Genomic DNA, 19,419 nt, shown 5'->3' with positions numbered 1-19,419 from the left:
TGAATATTTATTTTAAAAATTGTAAAATAGAACTATGTCTAAGGACTATATTGGTACCCCTAAAATAGAATGTATGAGTGCAATTTGGTATGAATGTAAAGTAAAGTATAGAAAAATAGATGAAAATAGCGGTGTACAAAAAGTGACTACGGAGCCTTATTTGGTAGACGCTATATCGTATACGGAAGCGGAAAGTAGGATTACGGAAGAAATGGCTTCTTATATTAGTGATAGTGATGAGATTAAAATAACTAATATAAAAGTAGCTAACTATGCAGAAATACACCCTTTCGAGAATTCGGACCGTTGGTTTAAATCTAAAGTTGCTTTAATTGCTTTTGATGAGGAAAGTGGTAAAGAAAGAAAAACAAATATGTATTTATTAGTACAGGCTAATGATGTAAAAGAAGCCTATGATAATACAATAAGTGTAATGCAAGATACTATGGGAGAATATACGATACCAGCTATTGCAGAGTCTCCCGTTAGGGATGTTTTTCCTTATTTTTCGGGAGAAGAAGGGGATAAAGAACGTCTAGACAGATTTAATGCAATTAAAGCTTCTGTTCCAGAAAAGAAGGAATTTAATGATGCCTTAGAAATGAAAGATGTTCTAGAGGAGGCAGAAACAAATTAGTCCTTATTTCCAGATGTAACTTAATAAAAAGAGAGCATGTTAATTGCTCTCTTTTGTTGTATATTCTTGATTTAAATTCCCAAGACTTGGCTGAGGTAGTTTACTTATCGGACCATATGGCAAGTTTATTTCCACTTGGATCTATAAATTCAAATCTACTTCCTCCTGGGAAGGAAAATATTTCTTTCGTAATTTTTCCTCCATTTTGTATTACATTTTTCTGTGCTATAGATAAATTACTGTGGTATAGAACAATTAAAGTTCCACCTGTTGTTATTGTATCTGTTTTTGCAAATCCTCCGGAAATACCTGCTTCATGAAAATCGCAATAAACATCACCATAATCCGTAAAAGTCCAGCCAAAAGTATTCCCATAGAATTTTTTAATTTCTTCTAAATCGGTTGCTTGTAATTCTATAAAGTTAATTTTATTGTTTTCCATTGTTATTTATATATTTTAGACATGTAGTTTAAACAAGGGGTAACATCAAAATATAATCCTTTTATTTTGGTTTCTCCTTCTGCAAGTTCTAAATAATCGTAATGTTCTATTAAGCTTTGCGAGCCACCAAAAGTTAAGCCTAATATATTTAATAAGTCATACTCATGGCTTGTATATATTACATAAAAAGATTCTTCTTTCGTAGTGCCATTTCCAGAGCTAAGTAGGGCATCTATAATCATATTAAATTGCTTCATTTTTTTACGATACCCTCTTATATTATCTGTTTTGTCTAAGGCATATAGTTGGTAATTAAGAGTTCTTAATGCAAAAGGGTTTTTTACTAATACCGAATCTCCAAAAGTGATTATTTTTTTAAATGCTATGATGTCGTGTGTTTTTAATTGCAGAATAACTCTTAAAGAATCTGCAAAATCAGAACGTGAGTATGGGGAGTAATTCTCCTGAAAAGAATAACCATAATATAAATGCCTTTTTTCTTTTAAGGTTAAGGTAGAGTCTGCTTTTAAAAACCTATCCATTAAATTAGGATAGAACAAGTTAGAGCTTTGTTCTGCAATATTTTTTTCAATAGCCTTGTAATCTGGTTTTTCGAAATTCCAATCTTGAGAATGCAATTGTAATCCGTATAAACTAAGTATTACGAGTACTATTTTTTTCATAAATTACAGTATTAAATTTGGTTACTTTTTATATTCCAAAAGCTAATTTTTCTTCTCGTTTTAAATCCAAGTTTTTCGTATAGTTTTAGGGCCAAACTATTGGTCTCGGCAACATGTAAAAACGGAATTTTGTTTTTACTTAATATATGGTCCGAAGTATGTTTTATAAGTTGCTTGGCGTAACCTTTTCTACTATGTTTCGGATGAGTGACTACAGCACTTATTTCGGTGTATTTGTTCATTTGCATTCTTTCTCCGCATACAGAGATTAAATAGCCATTTATATATATACCAAAATAAGTACCTAGGTCGCTAGTTTTTTTTCTAAAGTATCCAGGCTGTACCATATTAACCAAATGAAACACTTCTTCTTTTTGTGTAGAAGTTTTTATAGGTGTAATTTCTGCATTAGATTCTAGTTCTATTGGTTTAGAAAGTACCATCTGGTTACAAACTAGTTCTTTTTCTATGTAAACTTTATTTCCGAGTTTTGGTTTTTGTCCTACAATAAAAAAATCATCCGACAGAGTAGCGTATTGGTCAATTCCAATATGGTTTTTCTCGGTAGAAGTAAAGCCACCGAAAGGGCAATATGTTGGATTATAGAAGGTAATTCCTTCATATTCGATAGCATATTTTTTATGCGTCTCTAGTAAGGAATGCAAAACTACATTATCTAATTTGTTTTCTTCTTTTTGCATTTTACGATATCCCTAATTATTTGTCTAAATTTGTTTTCCAAGTAGTATAACTTAATCGTTGGGTTCCATTTTCATCTAAAAGCCCTGTGTCTCTCCATAATTTACCTATATCTTTTACTTCATCAGGGAAAGTTTCCCAAAGCGCATCATAATCTCTATGCGCCCACCAGATAACAAATTCATAATCTTGTTGTTCTGCATTGTCTATTAGAGTTTCTAAATATATATTCTGCCCTTCTTCATTACCGTTAATATCTAAATTGAAATTTGGTAAAGATAAATTTTCGGCGATATGACTTGTTTCTACAAAAGCAATTGGTTTATTTATCTTGCTGTGTAAAAAGTCAAAAGTTCGTTGAAATTCTATTTTAGTATGTTGATTTTTTAAGAAAGGATAAAAACTAATAGATACAAAATCCATTTGGTTCATGTGGGTTACTATTTCATTTATATATTCTGCGGCATTTGTAATTTCTGGTTCGTATAAATTGTGCAGCGATATAGATTCCGATATCTTTAGATTAGGATGTAGTTGTTTAATTCTACCCGTAACGTTCTCCATTAATAAAGTATACGAATTCCATTTGTTTTCTGCCCTTAATCTTAACTCATTAACTTCAATTGCAATGACTAAATATTCCGGAGAAAATTGGTCTACTAAATAAGAGATATGTTTAAAATATGCCTCTGCAATTTCTGGATCATTAAGGTTTGTATATGTAGGCGGTAATCCGTTAAAATCTTCCGCAAGGTCATTTCTATCGGTATTAAGAAGACTTACTGCAAGTAATAAAGGCTTGTCCTCTATTTTGTTATTTAACCTTCTTGCTACCTCATTAGTAAACTCTATGGGTAAAGTAGTATCATTTATCCAAGCATCCCAGGGAATTTTATTATCTATTTGTTCCGTGTAAATATCTGCGTTATTTTCAATAAAAGAATAAGTTTGGTTTACATTTTGTTGCGTTGGTCCGTAGCTCCAAGTAGTAAAACCCATTTTAAAACTTCGGTTAGTTTCATGTATTGGGCTATGGTCTTCGCCATTATCGCAACTGACCAAAAAAGCAATAAGAGTAGTAAGTAAATAAAATTTATTTTTCATGTATTAGCTACAATTATGGGTATATTACCTTAGTATACTCACGGTTTTATTATTTGATTGTGTGTAGTAAGCCAAATACCATTCTTATAATTAATAACGCCAAAATCTTTATGATAGTAAGTATCTCCTAAATTAAAATTATGTAATGCTCCTTCTTCGAACTCTGGTACACACCAACTGTTGCCATCTACTCCGAAATGCTCTATGTAACCTTCATCACACTTAGGTTCTCCAGAGCAACTATATAAAAGAATTACGATTATTAACATAATTATTTTTTGCAGCATATTTTGTATATTTTTTCCTACGTAAATTTACTATAAAAAAAGTATTTCTTTTTTATAGTAATTGCGAATTATAATTTTTTTTTTAAAGTAAATGGTTTAATTTTTATGGGTAATTTCTTTTCCGATTCGGATATAATTTTCTTTAATTTCATTCGGCATATTTCTCGCGCCAATAGATTCGGGGTCATCAAAACCACTTGGCCAAAAATAACCTAGTATTGCTATAGTTTTTGGTTGCGATTTGGCTATCTCATAGTAGCTGTCTGCTACATTTCCCATTTCATTTAAAGATATACCACTAAAATCTCCGTGTACAGAAGTAATATAATGGGTATCCATTACAATTACCAATTTTTGTTCGGCATTAGAGAATTTCGTTTTTAAGGTATTTATCCTATTTATATATTCCTGGTTTGTTTTTGGATCTTTAATAAAATAATAATCAAAACCAATCCAATCTACAGAATTAGGTATAGTAAGTTTATCGATACTAGGATAAGCTTCTATGATTAGTATAGGCACTGTAGGTATTGTTAATTTTACATAATCAGTAGCAGATTTTAACTCCGAAAATGATATTCCATTCCAAGTAGGTTCTTCCCCAATGTAGAAGGATTGTATTATATTTTTATTTTCTTCTATATTGTTACGGCTTATAAACTCATCCCATCTTAATTTATAGTCTGTACGCAACGCATATTTTGCTCCAGAAGGGCTATTTGTTCCAATTAATTCAAAGAATAACTCCGATACATGTAATATACTTTTAACCTCTAGATTATTCATTTTGGTCATTCGGGAAACTATATTATCCGTAGGATTTGCAACCAAAATATCTGCAATATTAGAGAAGGAGTTTACTTCATCTAAATAATTTGTTTTTGTTTGGTCATCTGTAGGGTCATCCCAATAGGTATCAATCAAAGTAAAACCAAAATATTGTATATGAGATTCCTTTATGGGTTGCTCAGATTTAATTTCTTTATTACAAGATAGTAAGGTAGAAAAGGCAAATACCCAGATTAATTTATTCATTCTGTATTATTCTTAAAAGATTGTCTTTACGTTTTGGGCTTTTTTCCAAAAAGGGGAGTGTTTTTTTATAAATATAAAAATATTAATTCTATTAGTTTCCTTAATTTAACAGATTCTAAGCATTGCTAAAATGAAGTATACTTTTTTATTTTTTTTATTTATTTCTATGTCTATAACCTCACAAACTAATACCACTTTAGTTAGGCCGCCTTATTTGCAAAAAGGAGATACTATTGCTATTGTGGGGCCAGCCGGAATTATAAAAGCTCATAAAAAACCAGATATAGCAAAAGCAAAGGCATTAGCAGAGAGTTGGGGCTTAAAAGTAGTTTACGGAAAACACTTGTTTAGCCAAGCCAAGCATTTCGCAGGAACAGATGAAGAACGATGTCAAGATTTTCAGGATGCCCTAGATAACCCTAATATTAAAGCTATTTGGAGCGGAAGAGGAGGTTATGGGTCTGTTCGAGTTTTAGATAGATTAGACTTTAGTACCTTTTTAAAACATCCCAAATGGATTATTGGTTATTCGGATATTACGGCATTTCATAGTCATATACATAATTTAGGAGTAGAAACCCTACATGCTATGATGGGGACAAGCATGCAAGATAAGCCCGAAGATATACCAAATACAATAGAGAGTTTCCGAAAAGCACTTTTTGGTGCTCCTATAAGTTATACCGTACCTTCCTCTACATACAATAGAACAGGAAAGGTTAGTGGAAAGATAGTAGGCGGTAATATAGCCATATTATCTTCCATGCTTGGTTCGGATAGCCAAATATCTACTGAAAATAAAATTTTGTTTATAGAAGAAATAGGGGAGTACAAGTATAGTATAGACAGAATGCTGCAAAGCTTAAAGCGTGCCGGATATTTTAAAAATGTAAAAGCGGTTATTGTTGGCGGTATGACAAAAATTAAAAAAAACACTACACCTTGGGGAGCCCCAATAGAACAAATAATAGTAGATGTTGTACCTAAAGAGGTACCATTACTTTTTAATTTTCCTGCAGGTCATGACGCAGATAATAGAGCCTTAGTATTAGGCAGAATTGTAGATGTTACTATTACGAATACGGAGTCTTCAGTAGTTTTTCGTCCTTAAAAATTTGCATCAATGAACTTTTTTAAAAAGATATTCCATTCTAAAAATCAGGAGGCTAAAACAGCAAAATCTAAAGTAAAATTTAGTGAAGTATTTAAAATAGAAGAAAATACCTCTTCTGTTTCAGACAGTCTTATAGAGGAGTATAGATTTAAAGTTCCGCAGTTTTTGATTGATTTATGGAAAGCAGACGGATTTGGGAAATATAATAATGGGCTCATAGAGTTGGTAAACCCAAAAGATTTTGAACCTTCATTATGGACATGGTTGGGACAAGAAGTAGAAAAATATGTTCCGTTTGCTATTACTGGTTTTGGCGAGTTGTTTTATTACCGAAAGCTTACAGAAACAGACGAAGATGTTTGTATGATTGATATTCAATATAGAAAAGTAGAAACAGTCGTTTGGAGTCTTGCTTCTTTTTTCGAGGATTTTCTAACCAATGAAGAAGATAGGGAAGAGTGGTTAAGAGAAACTTTGTTTAAAAAAGCCATTAAAGAAAAAGGGTATTTAAATAAAAACGAAGTCTTTACATTTACCCCCGTTTTAGCAATGGGTGGAGAAATGGAAACGAAATACTTAAAAAAGGGAAATGCACAAGTTTATCAAGATATTGTGTTTCAAATGACCATGTAGAAGTTAAATAAAAAGAGACCTCTTTTTAACTTTTTTAAAGCAATTTTTTATGGTTTTTATCTAAGTGCCAATATTATTTATCTCATTTTCTGGTTTGTTTTTCTCCCAGGTTTTTTCTAAATATTTATAAAGTAAATAACAACTTAAAACCCCAAATGGCAACATTAAAATTCCAATAACAGTTTCGCTTGTACCATCTATGGAGCCAGGATATAATATTTCAGCTACAATACCGGTAATAAGTCCGGCAACTATAGTTCCTCCGTAATAAGTAACAATACCCAAAATAGCATAACCCCATTCACTTTTATTATATTTTTCGGCTAATTTGTAATAGTATTTTCCTATCCACCAAAGTAATAAGATTCCTAACATAATTTTTTATTTTTTTCTAACGTTTAAGTGTATATAACGATGTTTTTTTTAAATAATTGGGTATAGTTAGTAGTTTTATTTACACCTTAAGTTTGATTTTTCATTAAATTGATAGTATAAACTAAAAAGAACAAAAGAGAGAATTAAGGTTAATTTATTGGTTTTTACCTCAGTTCTTTGATGTGCCTTCGTTTTTTCTTTAATTATTAGTTTTCATTCTAAGTGTGATTTCTCCAATATTATATGCATAGATAGAAGCTGGTAGAAAAGTAAATCTCAAGTCTCGTGTTTCTGTGATTCCTATTTGATCAATTGAAGTGACAACCGCAGCTTTAAGTTTATTTGTTTCACAAAATTTAATTAAACTTTTCAATTCTTGTGGTTTGTCAAAATATCGATTACTCCACTTAATTTCTACTCCCCAAACTGGTTTGTAATTTTTATCATCTACTAAAACAAGGTCTACTTCCCCTTCATTTCTGCCGTCTTTCCATCTAGCATAAGTTAAATCTAGTTGCTCCCGATGCATCCATTGTGAAAGAATTGCAGTTTCAACCATGTTTCCCATTTCTTGATCTGTTTCACTTATCGGTGAAAACAAAGCAGTACGAAGTGATGGATTAGTAAGATATACTTTGAAACTTGTAATTCTTTTTAATCTTTTTGCATTGACTCCGACTTTGTTTAGTACTTTAATTAGGAATGCTGCCTCTAAATATTCTAGATATTTTTTTAATGTATCCTTTTGAATCCCACTTTCCCGAGACATTGTCTCATACGAAAATTCATTTCCCGTATTATAAGCTATATATGTAAAAAATCTGTTTAATTCTTGGACATCTTTGATGCCATATAAACTTGGTAAATCTCTAAGAAGAACTTTGTCTACAATATCATTTTTTACATATCTACCCATATCACTTTGTATTTTATCAGATAACACAACCTCGGGGTAGCCTCCAAAATTTAAATAATGAATGAATTCTTTATTTAAGGCTTTTGAATCATGAGTTAAGCAATACTCTATATCCTTGTCTCCATATTGAATATCGCCTTCAAAAATTAAATGGTCTAGATTTTTCAAATGAATATACTCCTGGAATGTCAACGGAGGTAATAGGAAATCAGTAAATCTACCCGCTCCACTTTCTGTGCTATGCCATTTCAATGCTGCAGCTGCTGAGCCCGAAACAATAAATTTAGTTTTTGGATATGAGTCAACCAATACTTTTAAGTGTCTTTCCCAATCTTTCAAGTATTGTATTTCATCAAAAAAGACATAGCAATCATTAAGATTGTCAAGGTTTAAAGATTCTTTACAAAGGCTTAGAACGTCTTCTAAACTTAAGTTGACATAAATCGGGTTGTCAATTCCAATAAAGAACAGTTTATGAGGATTTGTTCCTTCAGTTAGTAAGTTCCCAATGCAATGAAATAGCATTACCGTTTTACCTACTCTTCTTGGTCCCATTAGAACCAATGCCCTATTAATACTTCTTTCCAGAACGAATGGATAAAAGAGATCAAAATATAATCTTTTGGACATTGAACGGTAAGTGTCTGGAATCTCTTTGGTAATCCACCACGGATTTTCGTATTGAAGACGTTCGATAATCTTTTTTGCAGGAATAGGGTTTAGTATGGCCATAAATTTGTCTTAATAAAACAAATATATGCAAAATAAATAGATTTAAAACTATCTATTTGTGCATGAGTAAGCAAATAGGGGGATTTTTGGAAGAATAATGAGTTAATTTGACAATCGTATATTTTATCTAATGAAGCGCAACGCATAAGCATTGTTGGTAAATCGTTTTTTATTCATCCGAATTTTTGTATTTCCATATATTCTCATAATTCAAACTCCAATTTTCAAAAGATTTTAGTACATCAACTAAGGTGTCCCCTTGAAATAAATTTAAATGTTTTTCTTTATTAGAATAAACCGTATCAGTTCTTTTTTTCGCAATGACGGGCTCTTCGTTAAAGTCAATGAGTAATTGATTAATAATCTTTCCATTTTTTATAAAAGTATATTTTTCTTCAAATACTAATTCAATTGAATTTATAGAATCCAATACATAGCAAGTATACGTATCTCCATAGTCTCCGCAAGAAGTAGTGTCAATTGTCACGAATTTTTTGTCAATTTTATACCGAGTTATATTCCCTCCACAATCTCCAGCATTAAATATATGAGTACTGTCTATTTGGTTTTGATTTACTTCAATTTCTCCAAAGGAAGGAATACTTATTTTTTTGATTTTTAATTTAGATTTTTCAATTATAGCGGAAGAATTTTTAACCTTTGTTTCTGTGGTATACTTCTTTTTTGGGCCTTCCTTACAATGAATAAAAAACAAAGAAAAGACCAATATTAGTTCAATTTTTAATTTCATTTTTAATCTGTTTGCCAAGGGACTTGTGTATGAAATGTAGCATGTAAAAAGACGCAAACTCTTCGTACTAACACAGAGTCGAATTTTTATGTTTTGTTCCTATGTTGGTATAAAGACATTGTTTAAACACTATTTGTCCTATTTTTTAATAAATATAGAGCAAACGTTTTTTAATTATGGAACAACATCAAATTTTGTCATTCCGTTTTTATTAAAAATAGTTCGCATTATTTCAATTCCAATTTCCGTAGCTTTATGTTTGTCGACATTCAATTCCAATTTATAAACAGGTGCTTCTTTTAAATCAGAATAAGTAGGTTTATTTCCGTAAGACGTTTTAGTTAGGTTGTAATTATTCATTTTGGCGAAGCTACTTAGTTTTTCCGCATAAGGTTTTTGCTCATTAGTTATAACCTCAAATTCAATATTTATTTCCCCATTATCATTTGCAAAATAGATACAATCAATTCCGTCGGATGTTATTCCGAAAAATTTATATTCCAATTTCCCATCTAACAATTGAGTCATAACAGATTCCAATTCCGAAAATTGAATCTGTTTGGCAACATGTATAATTGAATTATTGCCGCTTTTATTTCTTGAAACGAAGTACATAACTCCAAGTACTACTAAAACTCCAATTATTACTTCTGTTTTCATTCTTTGGTCTGTTCTTTCATATTTGTTAACGTGTTTGTATAAGAATAGTTGCGGGTTTGCGTGCGAGGATTTTTCGAAGGAAAATCAGATGTAGTAAACTTGCAACGACCTTTGTTTTATCACTATAGCGCAATTATTTTTATACACCTTAAGTTTAATTTTTCATTAAATTGATAGTATAAACTTAAAAGAACAAAAGAGAGAATTAAGGTTAATTTATTTTTTTTTACCTCAGTTCTTTGCTGGGGGCAGTTTTATTCTCCTAAGTATTTTGAAAATAAACCAATGTCTTCTTCTAAATCTTTATCTCTAGGCAATGTTAGATGTTTTAATTTTGGCAAGTTTAATATAGGTTTGTAATCTTTATCTCCAATTTTTGTCATACATAAATCTAGCCTTATAATTTCTGTTAAAGAATTAAGAAATTTTAAAGAATCAATGTTAATTTTTTTCATAGCAGAAAACGGGTCTCCCCATAGTGATAAATCTTCTAATTTTTCAAAATTTTTCAAAAAATCATAATTTGTGATTTTATATAAACCTTTAGATTCAAAAGTTTTTAGCATTTTTAAATTTTCTAATGGTTTAAGTGATTCAATTTGTCCGCCACCACCTAAATGTAAATGTTCTAATTTGTTAAGATTTTCTATGCAAGATAAGTCTTTATATCCGCCCCATTTTATCCAAAGTCCATCTAAACTTTTTTGATTACAAACCGCATCAAAAATTTTTTGCGAGATTCTAGTTGTAATCCATATTTTTTTAATTCCAGTTTGTTCAGTTAAGAATAAATCGCACCATTTTTGGACACTTTTTTTTTGTTCATTTGCGGATAATTTAGATTGTTGTGTACACGCAAGAACTATTTCTTCTTCTCCTTTATATTCAGAAACGTTTCGAAAATATTTTTTATCATATTTCTCTCTTCGATTGTTGTCGTAAAATTTCCAATAACCGTATTTCAAATCTTCTTCATTCATTATTTTGGAGTGTCGGTGTATTATCCTGATATAGGTTGACCATTTTTTTGTTTAACTTAAATGGTTAATAGGTTTAAATTTAGTTTATTTTTTCGATAACTCTTGTAATGTATTTCTGGGTTCAAATGAACCTGACTTAGTTTATTAAGGTTTAGGCTAAAATGTGTTCTAAGGTTATTGTAAGCAAAGACAGCTTTTTTTGTTATTTTGGTTGCAATATGTAGGTTCTTAACGGTTTGTTTTAGTCCATATTCATATTTTAAAGTTTTTAAATATTTTTTCCTTTTAAACTCATTGTAATCGTCAATTAGAATTCCATCATTTGTATGAAACGATATAGAGTCAGAGTTTACTTTTTTAATGATTGAGTCACCAACATTTAATTTACCAAACAATTCCCTATGTACGATTAATTCAGGTCCATTCTATAAGTAAATTTTATTTCCTTTTATAGGGTGTTCATCTTTTTTTGAGAATAGTGTTGCTTTAAATTCAGTTTTCTTAAAATCCAAATAATCTTTTTTGATAAAATAACTTGTATTCAGAAACCAAATTAAAAGTCCAAATATTACTACGAAAACTCCGAGCACTGAAAATCTTATTTGTTTATCGTTAATTTTTGTCATTTTCAATGTCGCGTCCTAAAATACGGCTGCAGATTAATAATTATGTTTACGCGGCAATTTGATGCACGTCATTAGGTGTTTTGTATTCCTTTGCTAGCGCGGGCGTCTCGTTCGTGTTCATAATTTATTAATCTTTAGGGCAATGATTAAGACGGGAATATTTATGCCAATATGGTTTATTTGTAACGCTGTATAATCATTTTCAATTTATTTTTTAGCACTCTTACTCATATAGGTACGATTGTGACGCTCCTTTTAGCAGAGTAATAGAACTATTTTTCGAGATGCATTTTAAAATCTAGTATTTCAGATAAGTATATTTCATTTAAATATTCATTGTAATAATCATCTCTTTTGTAATTAAAAGAATTTTCTGCTTTGACGATATGTGTTTTTGCTAAATTCAATTCACCAAGTTTTTCATGTGTTTTTGCCAAACCTAAATGAGCTTCGCAAATGTTCTCTGATTGTTTTAAAGCTCTTTGAAATTCCGAAACAGATTTGTTATAATTCCCCAGTTTGTATTCGCAAAGACCTAAATAAACAAATGTGTGAACGTCGGCCCAGTCTTCTCCTTGGTTTGCTGCACTTTGATTAAAAGATTTGATTGCATTTTCATAGTCCTCGTTTCCATAGTGGCACTCTCCACGGAGAAAGTCAATATCTTCTCCCCAAGGCGCATCAACCACGTTAGGAGTTAGCAAAATCTATTAATGCTTTATCAAAATCGCGCATTTTTCTTAATCTAAGCCAACCGCGGTAGTCCCAAATGTTTTAATGGTTCCAGTTCAACGGCTTTATCTAAGAGTTGAAACCCTTTGGCATATTCTCCTCTTTTGTTAAATGGTACGGATTGTTCAAAATAAGCATCAGAATAATCGGGGTTTTGAAACCTTAAAATGTTGAACATAGTTTGCGAAAGATATGTGCCTTGAGAATTTCCAGCTATTTCGAATCTTTTTTCTTTAGGTGCTAGAGCAATAAAGTAGAGGATTACCGCTGAAAATGCGAAAAGAATAATGGTGAGAATCACTTTAACTATTTTCATAAAAAAATTCATAATTTTTTAGAATATATCGGTGATTTTGCCATTTTGAATTTTAAAATTCAATACGTAGTAACTATCCAAAGATTCATCTTTCCATTTGCCAGCTTTCCAACCATTCAATTTTTTAATGGATGCCTGAATTTGCTGAATGTTATTAGTTTTAAAACTATGTTTTTTTAAGTTATAATCTACCATTTTTACTCTAAACCTGCCTACTTCGTTTTTACAATTAACTACAAACCTGTAGGTTATAAAGCCCGATTCATTAAAATTTAAGTTTTTTATAAGTTCTTTTAATTTTTTTTTATCATTTTTTCTCCGCCTTGATAATGAGTTCCAACGGCGTAGTATTGCAAAACACTATCTTCATTACAAACGATAAATTCAGAATTGTCTGTGTTCTGATTATACGCAATATCTCCAATTCTATGTGTTGTTTGGTAATAAACCCAAATAGCAAGAATTACAGATATAAGAAAACTTAATGATAAAAGTATATTTAGTTTGTTTTTCAATTTTGGTTTTTAGATTAATTGGTCGGCAAGAACCTTGGCTATAACATTTAAGGAAGATAAGGAAACTTTTCGTTTCTATTGCTGGCGCGAGCGTCACGCTCGCGCTAGCCAGGGGGATTGATAAAGTTAAAATTGGTTATACGTAATTAGAATACTATTTTTCCTATTCAGAAATTATTTTTAATGGATTAGGAATAAAAAAATCCAAAGGAAGTTCCTTTTCTTCAATAGAAACGGCTGTTGAAACCGATTTAAAGAGGTTCATAAATTCTGTTTCATTGCGTATACTTATGGCATTGGATTCTTTAACAAAAAGATTCCAAAATCCATCTGAGTAATTTTTGTAAAGGGAAGCGTTCAACTTATACTTAGGATTAAAATAGTAGGTGCCTTTATGAATTTTAAAAAAGGACTCGGAATCTTCTGTTTCATAGTTAAGAGTTACAGATTCGCATAACTCTCCTAATACTTCCTTTTTATTACCTGTATTTCTTTTAAAATCAAGTAGTTTATTATTTTTAGTACCGAACTTAGTTTTTGTAATAGTATCTCTTTTTTCAAACTCCGTATAGGAATACCCCTCATCTAAGCGTACAATGATTTTCATATAGCCAAGCTCTCCTTCGGCATGATAAATCATGGCATACCTATCTTCTTTTACATAAGCAGAAAAAGAAGTGCCAAACTGGGTTTCTAATATACTAGTAGTTATGTTTTTGTTAAGAGATTCATATTCTATTTTATAGTGTAATTCTCCCTCAAAAAAGTCTTGACCAGAAACTGTTGCCGTAAAGAGTAATAGGAGAGCTATAGATATTCTTATAGTATTTTTCATAATGCATTTTATATTTTTATATGGTTTACGGAACGAGCAAGATGCCAGCCTTAGCGGAAGTATTAATAAAGACTATTTTTCAAGTTCGTATATCTCTTTTTCGGTGAAAGATTTAAATGCAAATTTGTAACCCTCATAAGCTGCAAATCCGTAAAATAGAACATCTATAAAACTAAAGGACTCACTCATTATTGGGATTAATTGCGAGTAGTCAAACAATTCAAGAGTTTCAAAATACCCTAAACTTTCATAATTCGCTAGGTAACCAATGATACTTAAAAAATTACCTAGAAGACAACTTAAAACTGCTATTATTGCCCCAGTTATTCCAAAAATTTGGTCTATTCCTTTCCCTGTAATTCTTATTGTGTAACCTACAGCTGCTCCTATAGCAATTGCCATATATGCTATCTGGTAACCAGTAACTACGGTAATAATACCCCATAAAATAGCGCATAAAAAACCTACCAGTACTCCAGAAATTAATGCTTTGGAATAGTTTTGTTCTAATTTAAATTTAGCAATAGTTGTGTCCGATAGTTTGGCTAATACATCTTGGTGTTCCATTGCTTGTGTATCGTCTATTTTTTCAATAACCGTCTCATCTAATGAAAAGGAACTACATTCTATTTCAAAATTTGCTTTTTCTCCTGTTAAATTACATAATAGCCCTACCTGCATATCTAGTTTTCTATTAATACATTTTTTACAATATTTTAATTGCTCTTCTCTTTTCATTTTGATGGTTTTTATAGTTGGTTTCGTGGTTTTATATTATGATTACAGGTACAAACAATATGCTAGCGCTAGCAGGGGGGTAAATTTGTATTTTCTGCTCATTTTTAATCTCTTTCGCTTATTTCTTTTAATATGGATTCATTTTCTTACTCTTGACGGCACGAACGTGACGCTCGCGCTAGCCAGGGGTCAATTGTTTTTAAGCCAATTTAAATGTAATTGGGAAGCTGAAATAGACTAGTATCTTTTTACCATCTTTTACATAAGGCTCTAATTTTTTTAAAGAATGCATTATTCGGAAACATTCTGTGTCCAAAGAAATATTTACACCTTCTAGGATTCTTAAATTACCAACGTTCCCGTTTTCGTCCACTGTAAACTGAAAGGTTACTTTTCCTTGAATTCTTTTTTCTACATCTATTTCCGGATATCGAAATTGCTTTGAGATATGCTTTTGTATTTTTTGGGAATTAGCATCTGTTTGTACAAATAAACCTAAATCGGAAAACCTAATGGCATTCTCAGGAATATACTCTCCATATTTTAGGATAAAGTCATAGTCTCTAGTAGATTCTATATTTCCTTTTTTATCATAATATTTCCAAATTCCGTAGGGTTGCTCTCTTAAGTAAGATTGTGCCCATATTTTTTTGCCGTTTTTTGTTTTACTAAAAACACGGCTAGTAACACTATCATTTATTTTTTTTATGGATAGCATATAAGGGCCATTATTAACCTCTTTACTTCTGTATTTGTCTTTGTAATAGGTTATTTTAGGTTCTGTTTGCCCAAAAGTTAGGTTGGTAAATAAGGTGCATAAAATTAGAATTCTTAACATGTGTTTGGCTTTTATTATAATTGTTTTGGTTCGTGGTGTTATACTATAGTTGCCAGTACTAGCGTGACGCTCGCACTAGCAGGGGGGCTCAAATTGCATACAACAATTGGCTAAACATAATACTTAAGTTTATACCTATTTTACTTATACTTATTGCGGTTTACTTACTTAATAAGTTTGGTAACCTAAAGATACCATTATCTACTAAAATAGGCCTCGTAGATGTAGGTAAAAGTCTAATATTTTTGTAATAATGATGGTAAAACCATCAAATTAAAAAAAACTAAAATGTATCTTTAAATGCACTAACGCTTAGGTGTAAAACTAAACCTAACAAATGAATTTTAATTACGCTTTTCTGTAAAGGTGCTTAAAAAATATGTATTGGGTAGGGTATAGCACATAGGCGTACGCATATTTATGTTTAAGAAAACTGGTATGGTTATAATGTTTGTAAGTAATCGTTATCTATTCGTCAATGGTTGTAATTTTTGCTTCTGAAATCGTTTTGTTTAATTCCGCAATTTCGGATTGGTTTTTTAAATAGATAAGATCGCGTGATTTTCCGTTTTTTAATATCAAACTGAGACTTCTTCTTCCAAAAAAGTCTTTTCTCTTTAAACCACGTATTCTTTCTAGCGGTATTTTTTCAAGACTGGTTTTTTTGAATATTAGGAAAAGGAGAGTTATCAAGGATAGTATACTTATAAATATCCATGCATAACTTACACTGCTTAATGATCGGTTGTTAAGAAGATATACATGTAAGCCAGCATTCCAGATAATAACAAGCGTTAAAATTTTAAACAAAAAAATATGAATTTTAGTTTTATCCTCTATTTCTATAGTTTCTTCTTGTTGGTTATACGTAACTTTCATAATGCTATTTTTATAAAAAAGATAATTTTGGAATCTAAAAATACTACAAAATTTGTAAGAATAAATATATTTTATAAAATAAAATAGAGTAAAGTAGCAATGTTAAAAAGAATATATTTTTCCGTAGTTTTGCACCCTTAAATAGGGATTACCAATGAACATACAAGAAGTGCTTACTATAAAAGTAAAAGAGGCCATACAAGAACTGTTTAGCGCAGAATTGCCTAATGTAGAGTTTCAGCCTACCCGTAAAGATTTTAACGGCGATATTACCGTGGTAGTTTTTCCTATGCTTCGCGTGGTAAAAGGGAATCCTGTGCAAATAGGTACGCAAATAGGAGAGTACCTAAAAAAGGAGGTACCGGAGGTAGCGGACTTTAATGTGGTAAAAGGCTTTTTAAATTTGGTAATCGCAGATGCTTTTTACATTAATTTTTTTAATAGTATTAAAGAAGAGGCACATTTTGGCTACGCCAAAAAAGATAGTAAAGAAGCGGTAATGGTGGAATATTCTTCGCCAAACACTAACAAGCCCTTACATTTAGGGCATATACGCAACAATTTATTAGGTTATTCGGTGGCCGAAATTTTAAAGGCAGCGGGTAAAAAAGTATATAAAACTCAAATCATTAACGATCGTGGTATTCATATTTGCAAAAGTATGTTAGCATGGCAACGTTTTGGAAACGGAGAAACTCCAGAGAGTACGGGCTTAAAAGGGGATAAACTCGTTGGGAATTACTATGTGGCTTTCGATAAAGCATACAAAGCTGAGGTTGCCGAATTGGTAACTAACGGTACGGCTAAAGAAGTGGCAGAAAAAGAAGCGCCTATTTTAGTAGCGGCACAAGATATGTTACGTAAGTGGGAAGCTGGCGATGCAGAAGTGGTATCCCTTTGGAAAACTATGAACCAATGGGTGTATACTGGTTTTGAGGTTACCTATAAAAATATGGGAGTAGATTTTGACCAGTTATACTACGAGAGTAATACCTATCTATTAGGGAAAGATGTAGTTACAGATGGTTTAGAAAAGGGTGTGTTCTTTAAAAAAGAAGATGGTAGCGTTTGGATAGATTTAACCGATGAAGGTTTAGACGAGAAAATTGTTTTACGTTCCGATGGTACTGCGGTGTATATGACCCAAGATATTGGTACAGCCATACAACGTGTAAAAGATTATGCCGATGTTAGTGGTATGGTTTACACGGTAGGGAATGAGCAAGATTACCATTTTAAAGTACTATTTCTTATTCTTAAGAAATTAGGCTTCTCTTGGGCAGAAAATTTATTTCACCTAAGCTACGGTATGGTAGATTTACCGAGTGGTAAAATGAAGAGTAGAGAAGGTACTGTAGTAGATGCCGATGATTTAATGGAAGATATGGCGCAGACGGCTGCAAAAATATCGGAAGAATTAGGAAAGTTAGAGGATTATAGCTCCGAAGAGAAAGACAAGCTGTACCGAATGATTGGTATGGGGGCTTTAAAATATTACATCTTAAAAGTAGACCCTAAAAAACGAATTTTGTTTAACCCGGAGGAGTCGGTAGATTTTCAAGGGAATACAGGGCCTTTTATTCAGTATACTTACGCCAGAATACAATCTATCTTACGTAAAGCAGAAAGTACGGGTGTACATGTTTCAACTGCCGTTTCTGTAGATATTGATTTGCATGAAAAAGAGAAAGAACTTTTAAAACAAGTACAGATTTTCCCTGATACAATTCAATTAGCAGCAGAAAATTATAGTCCGGCTGTAATTGCAAACTATACGTACGATTTGGTAAAGGAGTTTAATTCTTTTTACCAGAATGTTTCTATTTTGGGAGAGCAAGACGAACAGAAGAAAATATTTAGAGTACAGCTTTCTAGTAAAGTAAGCAAGGTAATTCAAGATGCTTTTTCTTTGTTAGGGGTAGAAGTGCCGGAACGTATGTAAAACTCGTTGGTTTTAATACTTCTACAATAGAAGAGGTATATCGAGAATAACAGAGTTTTATATTATACGAATAGCTGCAAAAAGGGAATACATGGATGGAATAGATATTTTTGGATTTGGAGCGGTAGCTTTTATTTTAGGGTATCTGTTATATATTATTTATTATACATTAGATTTATTTTTTCTGAATCCGTTTAAAAGAATACCTCCTTTAACGGCGCAAGAGGAGCGTGCTATACAAAATAACCTCCCTTTTTACAATCATTTAAGCAGGAGAGAAAAAGAGCGTTTTAGAAAACGCGTGGTGCGTTTTAGAAACCGCAAAAAGATGCTTTTTCATGAAGATGTAATAGAGAAAGAAAAAATTACTCTTTTATTAAGTGCTACAGCAGTTATGCTCACTTTAGGAATGGCAGATTTTCTTATTCTCTCCGTAGAGAAAATAATGGTATACCCTAAAGCATATTATTCTAAATTTACTAAAAAGGACCATTACGGCGAATATAATCCTAATTTAAAAACGCTAATTTTTTCCGAAGAATATTTATTACACGGATTTAAGATTCCTAATGATAATATTAATTTGGCGGTGCATGAGTTTTCGCATGCTATTAGTTTTAACATAGCGAATAAGTTAAATATTAGGTCCTATATTTTTATGTTCGGAATGCGACGTATTCACAAACTCTTTCATGATGTTACCTTTATCGCTAAGGTAGATAGTACAGGTTATTTTAGACAATACGGAAAAACCAATATTCACGAATTTTTTGCTGTTTCGGTAGAGAATTTTGTTGAGACGCCGGATGAGTTTAAAAGACAATTCCCGAAACTGTATGGTATTCTATTGCGCATGCTAAACTTTGGGTTTTATAAAATGACGCCGTAGGCCTAGAAGGGAAAAGAAAAAAGGTTTAAATTTTTCGTGTTTTATTTTATTTATGATTGTA

Annotated in this window: 24 protein-coding genes; 5 read left to right on the top strand and 19 right to left on the bottom strand. The window is 31.4% G+C overall.

The window, feature by feature from the left end; translation table 11 throughout:
* Window positions 1-73 precede the first annotated feature (73 nt).
* On the top strand, window positions 74-637 hold the full coding sequence (locus Q0856_RS01430) for a DUF4494 domain-containing protein (RefSeq protein WP_298473219.1): 564 nt from the start codon (window positions 74-76) through the stop codon (window positions 635-637).
* 100 nt (window positions 638-737) lie between these two features.
* On the opposite strand, the gene Q0856_RS01425 is transcribed toward Q0856_RS01430, so the two are convergent.
* The 6 genes from Q0856_RS01425 to Q0856_RS01400 all read right to left on the bottom strand — a co-directional run bounded on the left by Q0856_RS01425 (window position 738) and on the right by Q0856_RS01400 (window position 4,887).
* Window positions 738-1,079, bottom strand: a complete 342-nt coding sequence (locus Q0856_RS01425) for a VOC family protein (protein ID WP_298473216.1) — start codon at window positions 1,077-1,079, stop codon at window positions 738-740.
* A 2-nt stretch (window positions 1,080-1,081) separates the two neighbouring features.
* Window positions 1,082-1,762 carry a DUF4919 domain-containing protein gene (locus tag Q0856_RS01420; protein ID WP_298501946.1) on the bottom strand — a complete coding sequence of 227 codons (681 nt, stop codon included), beginning with the start codon at window positions 1,760-1,762 and terminating at the stop codon, window positions 1,082-1,084.
* A gap of 11 nt (window positions 1,763-1,773) precedes the next feature.
* Window positions 1,774-2,463 carry a GNAT family N-acetyltransferase gene (locus Q0856_RS01415; protein WP_298501943.1) on the bottom strand — a complete coding sequence of 230 codons (690 nt, stop codon included), beginning with the start codon at window positions 2,461-2,463 and terminating at the stop codon, window positions 1,774-1,776.
* Window positions 2,464-2,479: 16 nt separating this feature from the next.
* Window positions 2,480-3,565, bottom strand: a complete 1,086-nt coding sequence (locus tag Q0856_RS01410; protein WP_298501941.1) for a glycosyl hydrolase 53 family protein — start codon at window positions 3,563-3,565, stop codon at window positions 2,480-2,482.
* 38 nt (window positions 3,566-3,603) lie between these two features.
* A complete protein-coding gene (locus Q0856_RS01405; RefSeq protein ID WP_298501939.1) occupies window positions 3,604-3,834 on the bottom strand; it encodes a hypothetical protein in 231 nt (76 codons plus the stop codon).
* A gap of 114 nt (window positions 3,835-3,948) precedes the next feature.
* Window positions 3,949-4,887 (bottom strand): hypothetical protein, encoded by a 939-nt coding sequence (locus tag Q0856_RS01400; RefSeq protein WP_298501937.1) that lies wholly within the window; start codon window positions 4,885-4,887, stop codon window positions 3,949-3,951.
* A gap of 130 nt (window positions 4,888-5,017) precedes the next feature.
* Between Q0856_RS01400 and Q0856_RS01395 the strand changes: the two genes are divergently transcribed.
* Both Q0856_RS01395 and Q0856_RS01390 read left to right on the top strand, forming a co-directional pair.
* Window positions 5,018-5,998: an LD-carboxypeptidase gene (locus tag Q0856_RS01395; RefSeq protein ID WP_298501934.1), complete on the top strand. Its 981-nt coding sequence runs from the start codon at window positions 5,018-5,020 to the stop codon at window positions 5,996-5,998.
* A gap of 12 nt (window positions 5,999-6,010) precedes the next feature.
* Window positions 6,011-6,634, top strand: a complete 624-nt coding sequence (locus tag Q0856_RS01390) for a T6SS immunity protein Tdi1 domain-containing protein (protein WP_298501931.1) — start codon at window positions 6,011-6,013, stop codon at window positions 6,632-6,634.
* Window positions 6,635-6,694: 60 nt separating this feature from the next.
* Here the strand turns inward: Q0856_RS01390 and Q0856_RS01385 are convergent, their stop codons facing one another.
* From Q0856_RS01385 to Q0856_RS01325, 13 genes are all read right to left on the bottom strand, one after another.
* On the bottom strand, window positions 6,695-7,009 hold the full coding sequence (locus Q0856_RS01385) for a hypothetical protein (RefSeq protein WP_298473194.1): 315 nt from the start codon (window positions 7,007-7,009) through the stop codon (window positions 6,695-6,697).
* A 199-nt stretch (window positions 7,010-7,208) separates the two neighbouring features.
* Complete coding sequence (locus Q0856_RS01380; protein ID WP_298473191.1) at window positions 7,209-8,657, bottom strand: ATP-binding protein; 1,449 nt, start codon at window positions 8,655-8,657, stop codon at window positions 7,209-7,211.
* Window positions 8,658-8,826: 169 nt separating this feature from the next.
* Entirely contained in the window at window positions 8,827-9,408 is a 582-nt protein-coding gene (locus tag Q0856_RS01375; protein WP_298473190.1) for a hypothetical protein, read from the bottom strand.
* Window positions 9,409-9,582: 174 nt separating this feature from the next.
* Entirely contained in the window at window positions 9,583-10,068 is a 486-nt protein-coding gene (locus Q0856_RS01370) for a hypothetical protein (RefSeq protein ID WP_298501930.1), read from the bottom strand.
* A gap of 254 nt (window positions 10,069-10,322) precedes the next feature.
* Window positions 10,323-11,048 (bottom strand): hypothetical protein, encoded by a 726-nt coding sequence (locus Q0856_RS01365; RefSeq protein WP_298501929.1) that lies wholly within the window; start codon window positions 11,046-11,048, stop codon window positions 10,323-10,325.
* An 898-nt stretch (window positions 11,049-11,946) separates the two neighbouring features.
* Complete coding sequence (locus Q0856_RS01360) at window positions 11,947-12,378, bottom strand: tetratricopeptide repeat protein (protein WP_298501926.1); 432 nt, start codon at window positions 12,376-12,378, stop codon at window positions 11,947-11,949.
* 41 nt (window positions 12,379-12,419) lie between these two features.
* Window positions 12,420-12,707, bottom strand: coding sequence for a hypothetical protein (locus tag Q0856_RS01355; protein ID WP_298501923.1), 288 nt, complete (start codon window positions 12,705-12,707; stop codon window positions 12,420-12,422).
* A gap of 33 nt (window positions 12,708-12,740) precedes the next feature.
* Entirely contained in the window at window positions 12,741-12,917 is a 177-nt protein-coding gene (locus Q0856_RS01350) for a hypothetical protein (protein WP_298501920.1), read from the bottom strand.
* Window positions 12,918-13,015: 98 nt separating this feature from the next.
* The gene (locus Q0856_RS01345; RefSeq protein WP_298501918.1) at window positions 13,016-13,237 is read right to left on the bottom strand and encodes a hypothetical protein; all 222 of its coding nucleotides are present in this window, start codon (window positions 13,235-13,237) and stop codon (window positions 13,016-13,018) included.
* A gap of 163 nt (window positions 13,238-13,400) precedes the next feature.
* Window positions 13,401-14,072 carry a hypothetical protein gene (locus Q0856_RS01340; protein ID WP_298501916.1) on the bottom strand — a complete coding sequence of 224 codons (672 nt, stop codon included), beginning with the start codon at window positions 14,070-14,072 and terminating at the stop codon, window positions 13,401-13,403.
* 72 nt (window positions 14,073-14,144) lie between these two features.
* Window positions 14,145-14,810: a hypothetical protein gene (locus Q0856_RS01335; protein WP_298501913.1), complete on the bottom strand. Its 666-nt coding sequence runs from the start codon at window positions 14,808-14,810 to the stop codon at window positions 14,145-14,147.
* 199 nt (window positions 14,811-15,009) lie between these two features.
* Window positions 15,010-15,648: an energy transducer TonB gene (locus Q0856_RS01330; protein ID WP_298501910.1), complete on the bottom strand. Its 639-nt coding sequence runs from the start codon at window positions 15,646-15,648 to the stop codon at window positions 15,010-15,012.
* A gap of 468 nt (window positions 15,649-16,116) precedes the next feature.
* A complete protein-coding gene (locus Q0856_RS01325) occupies window positions 16,117-16,527 on the bottom strand; it encodes a hypothetical protein (RefSeq protein ID WP_298501908.1) in 411 nt (136 codons plus the stop codon).
* 154 nt (window positions 16,528-16,681) lie between these two features.
* Between Q0856_RS01325 and argS the strand changes: the two genes are divergently transcribed.
* Together argS and Q0856_RS01315 are read left to right on the top strand one after the other, a co-directional pair.
* Entirely contained in the window at window positions 16,682-18,469 is a 1,788-nt protein-coding gene (gene argS / locus Q0856_RS01320; protein ID WP_298501905.1) for an arginine--tRNA ligase, read from the top strand.
* Window positions 18,470-18,560: 91 nt separating this feature from the next.
* On the top strand, window positions 18,561-19,358 hold the full coding sequence (locus Q0856_RS01315) for a zinc-dependent peptidase (RefSeq protein WP_298501902.1): 798 nt from the start codon (window positions 18,561-18,563) through the stop codon (window positions 19,356-19,358).
* The last annotated feature ends 61 nt before the right edge of the window (window positions 19,359-19,419 follow it).

Origin of the sequence: uncultured Maribacter sp., assembly GCF_947496775.1 — a bacterium.
Classification (GTDB): Bacteria; Bacteroidota; Bacteroidia; order Flavobacteriales; family Flavobacteriaceae; genus Maribacter_B.
The sequence above is the reverse complement of the archived record's forward strand: the minus strand, read 5'-3'. Positions and strand labels throughout refer to the sequence as shown.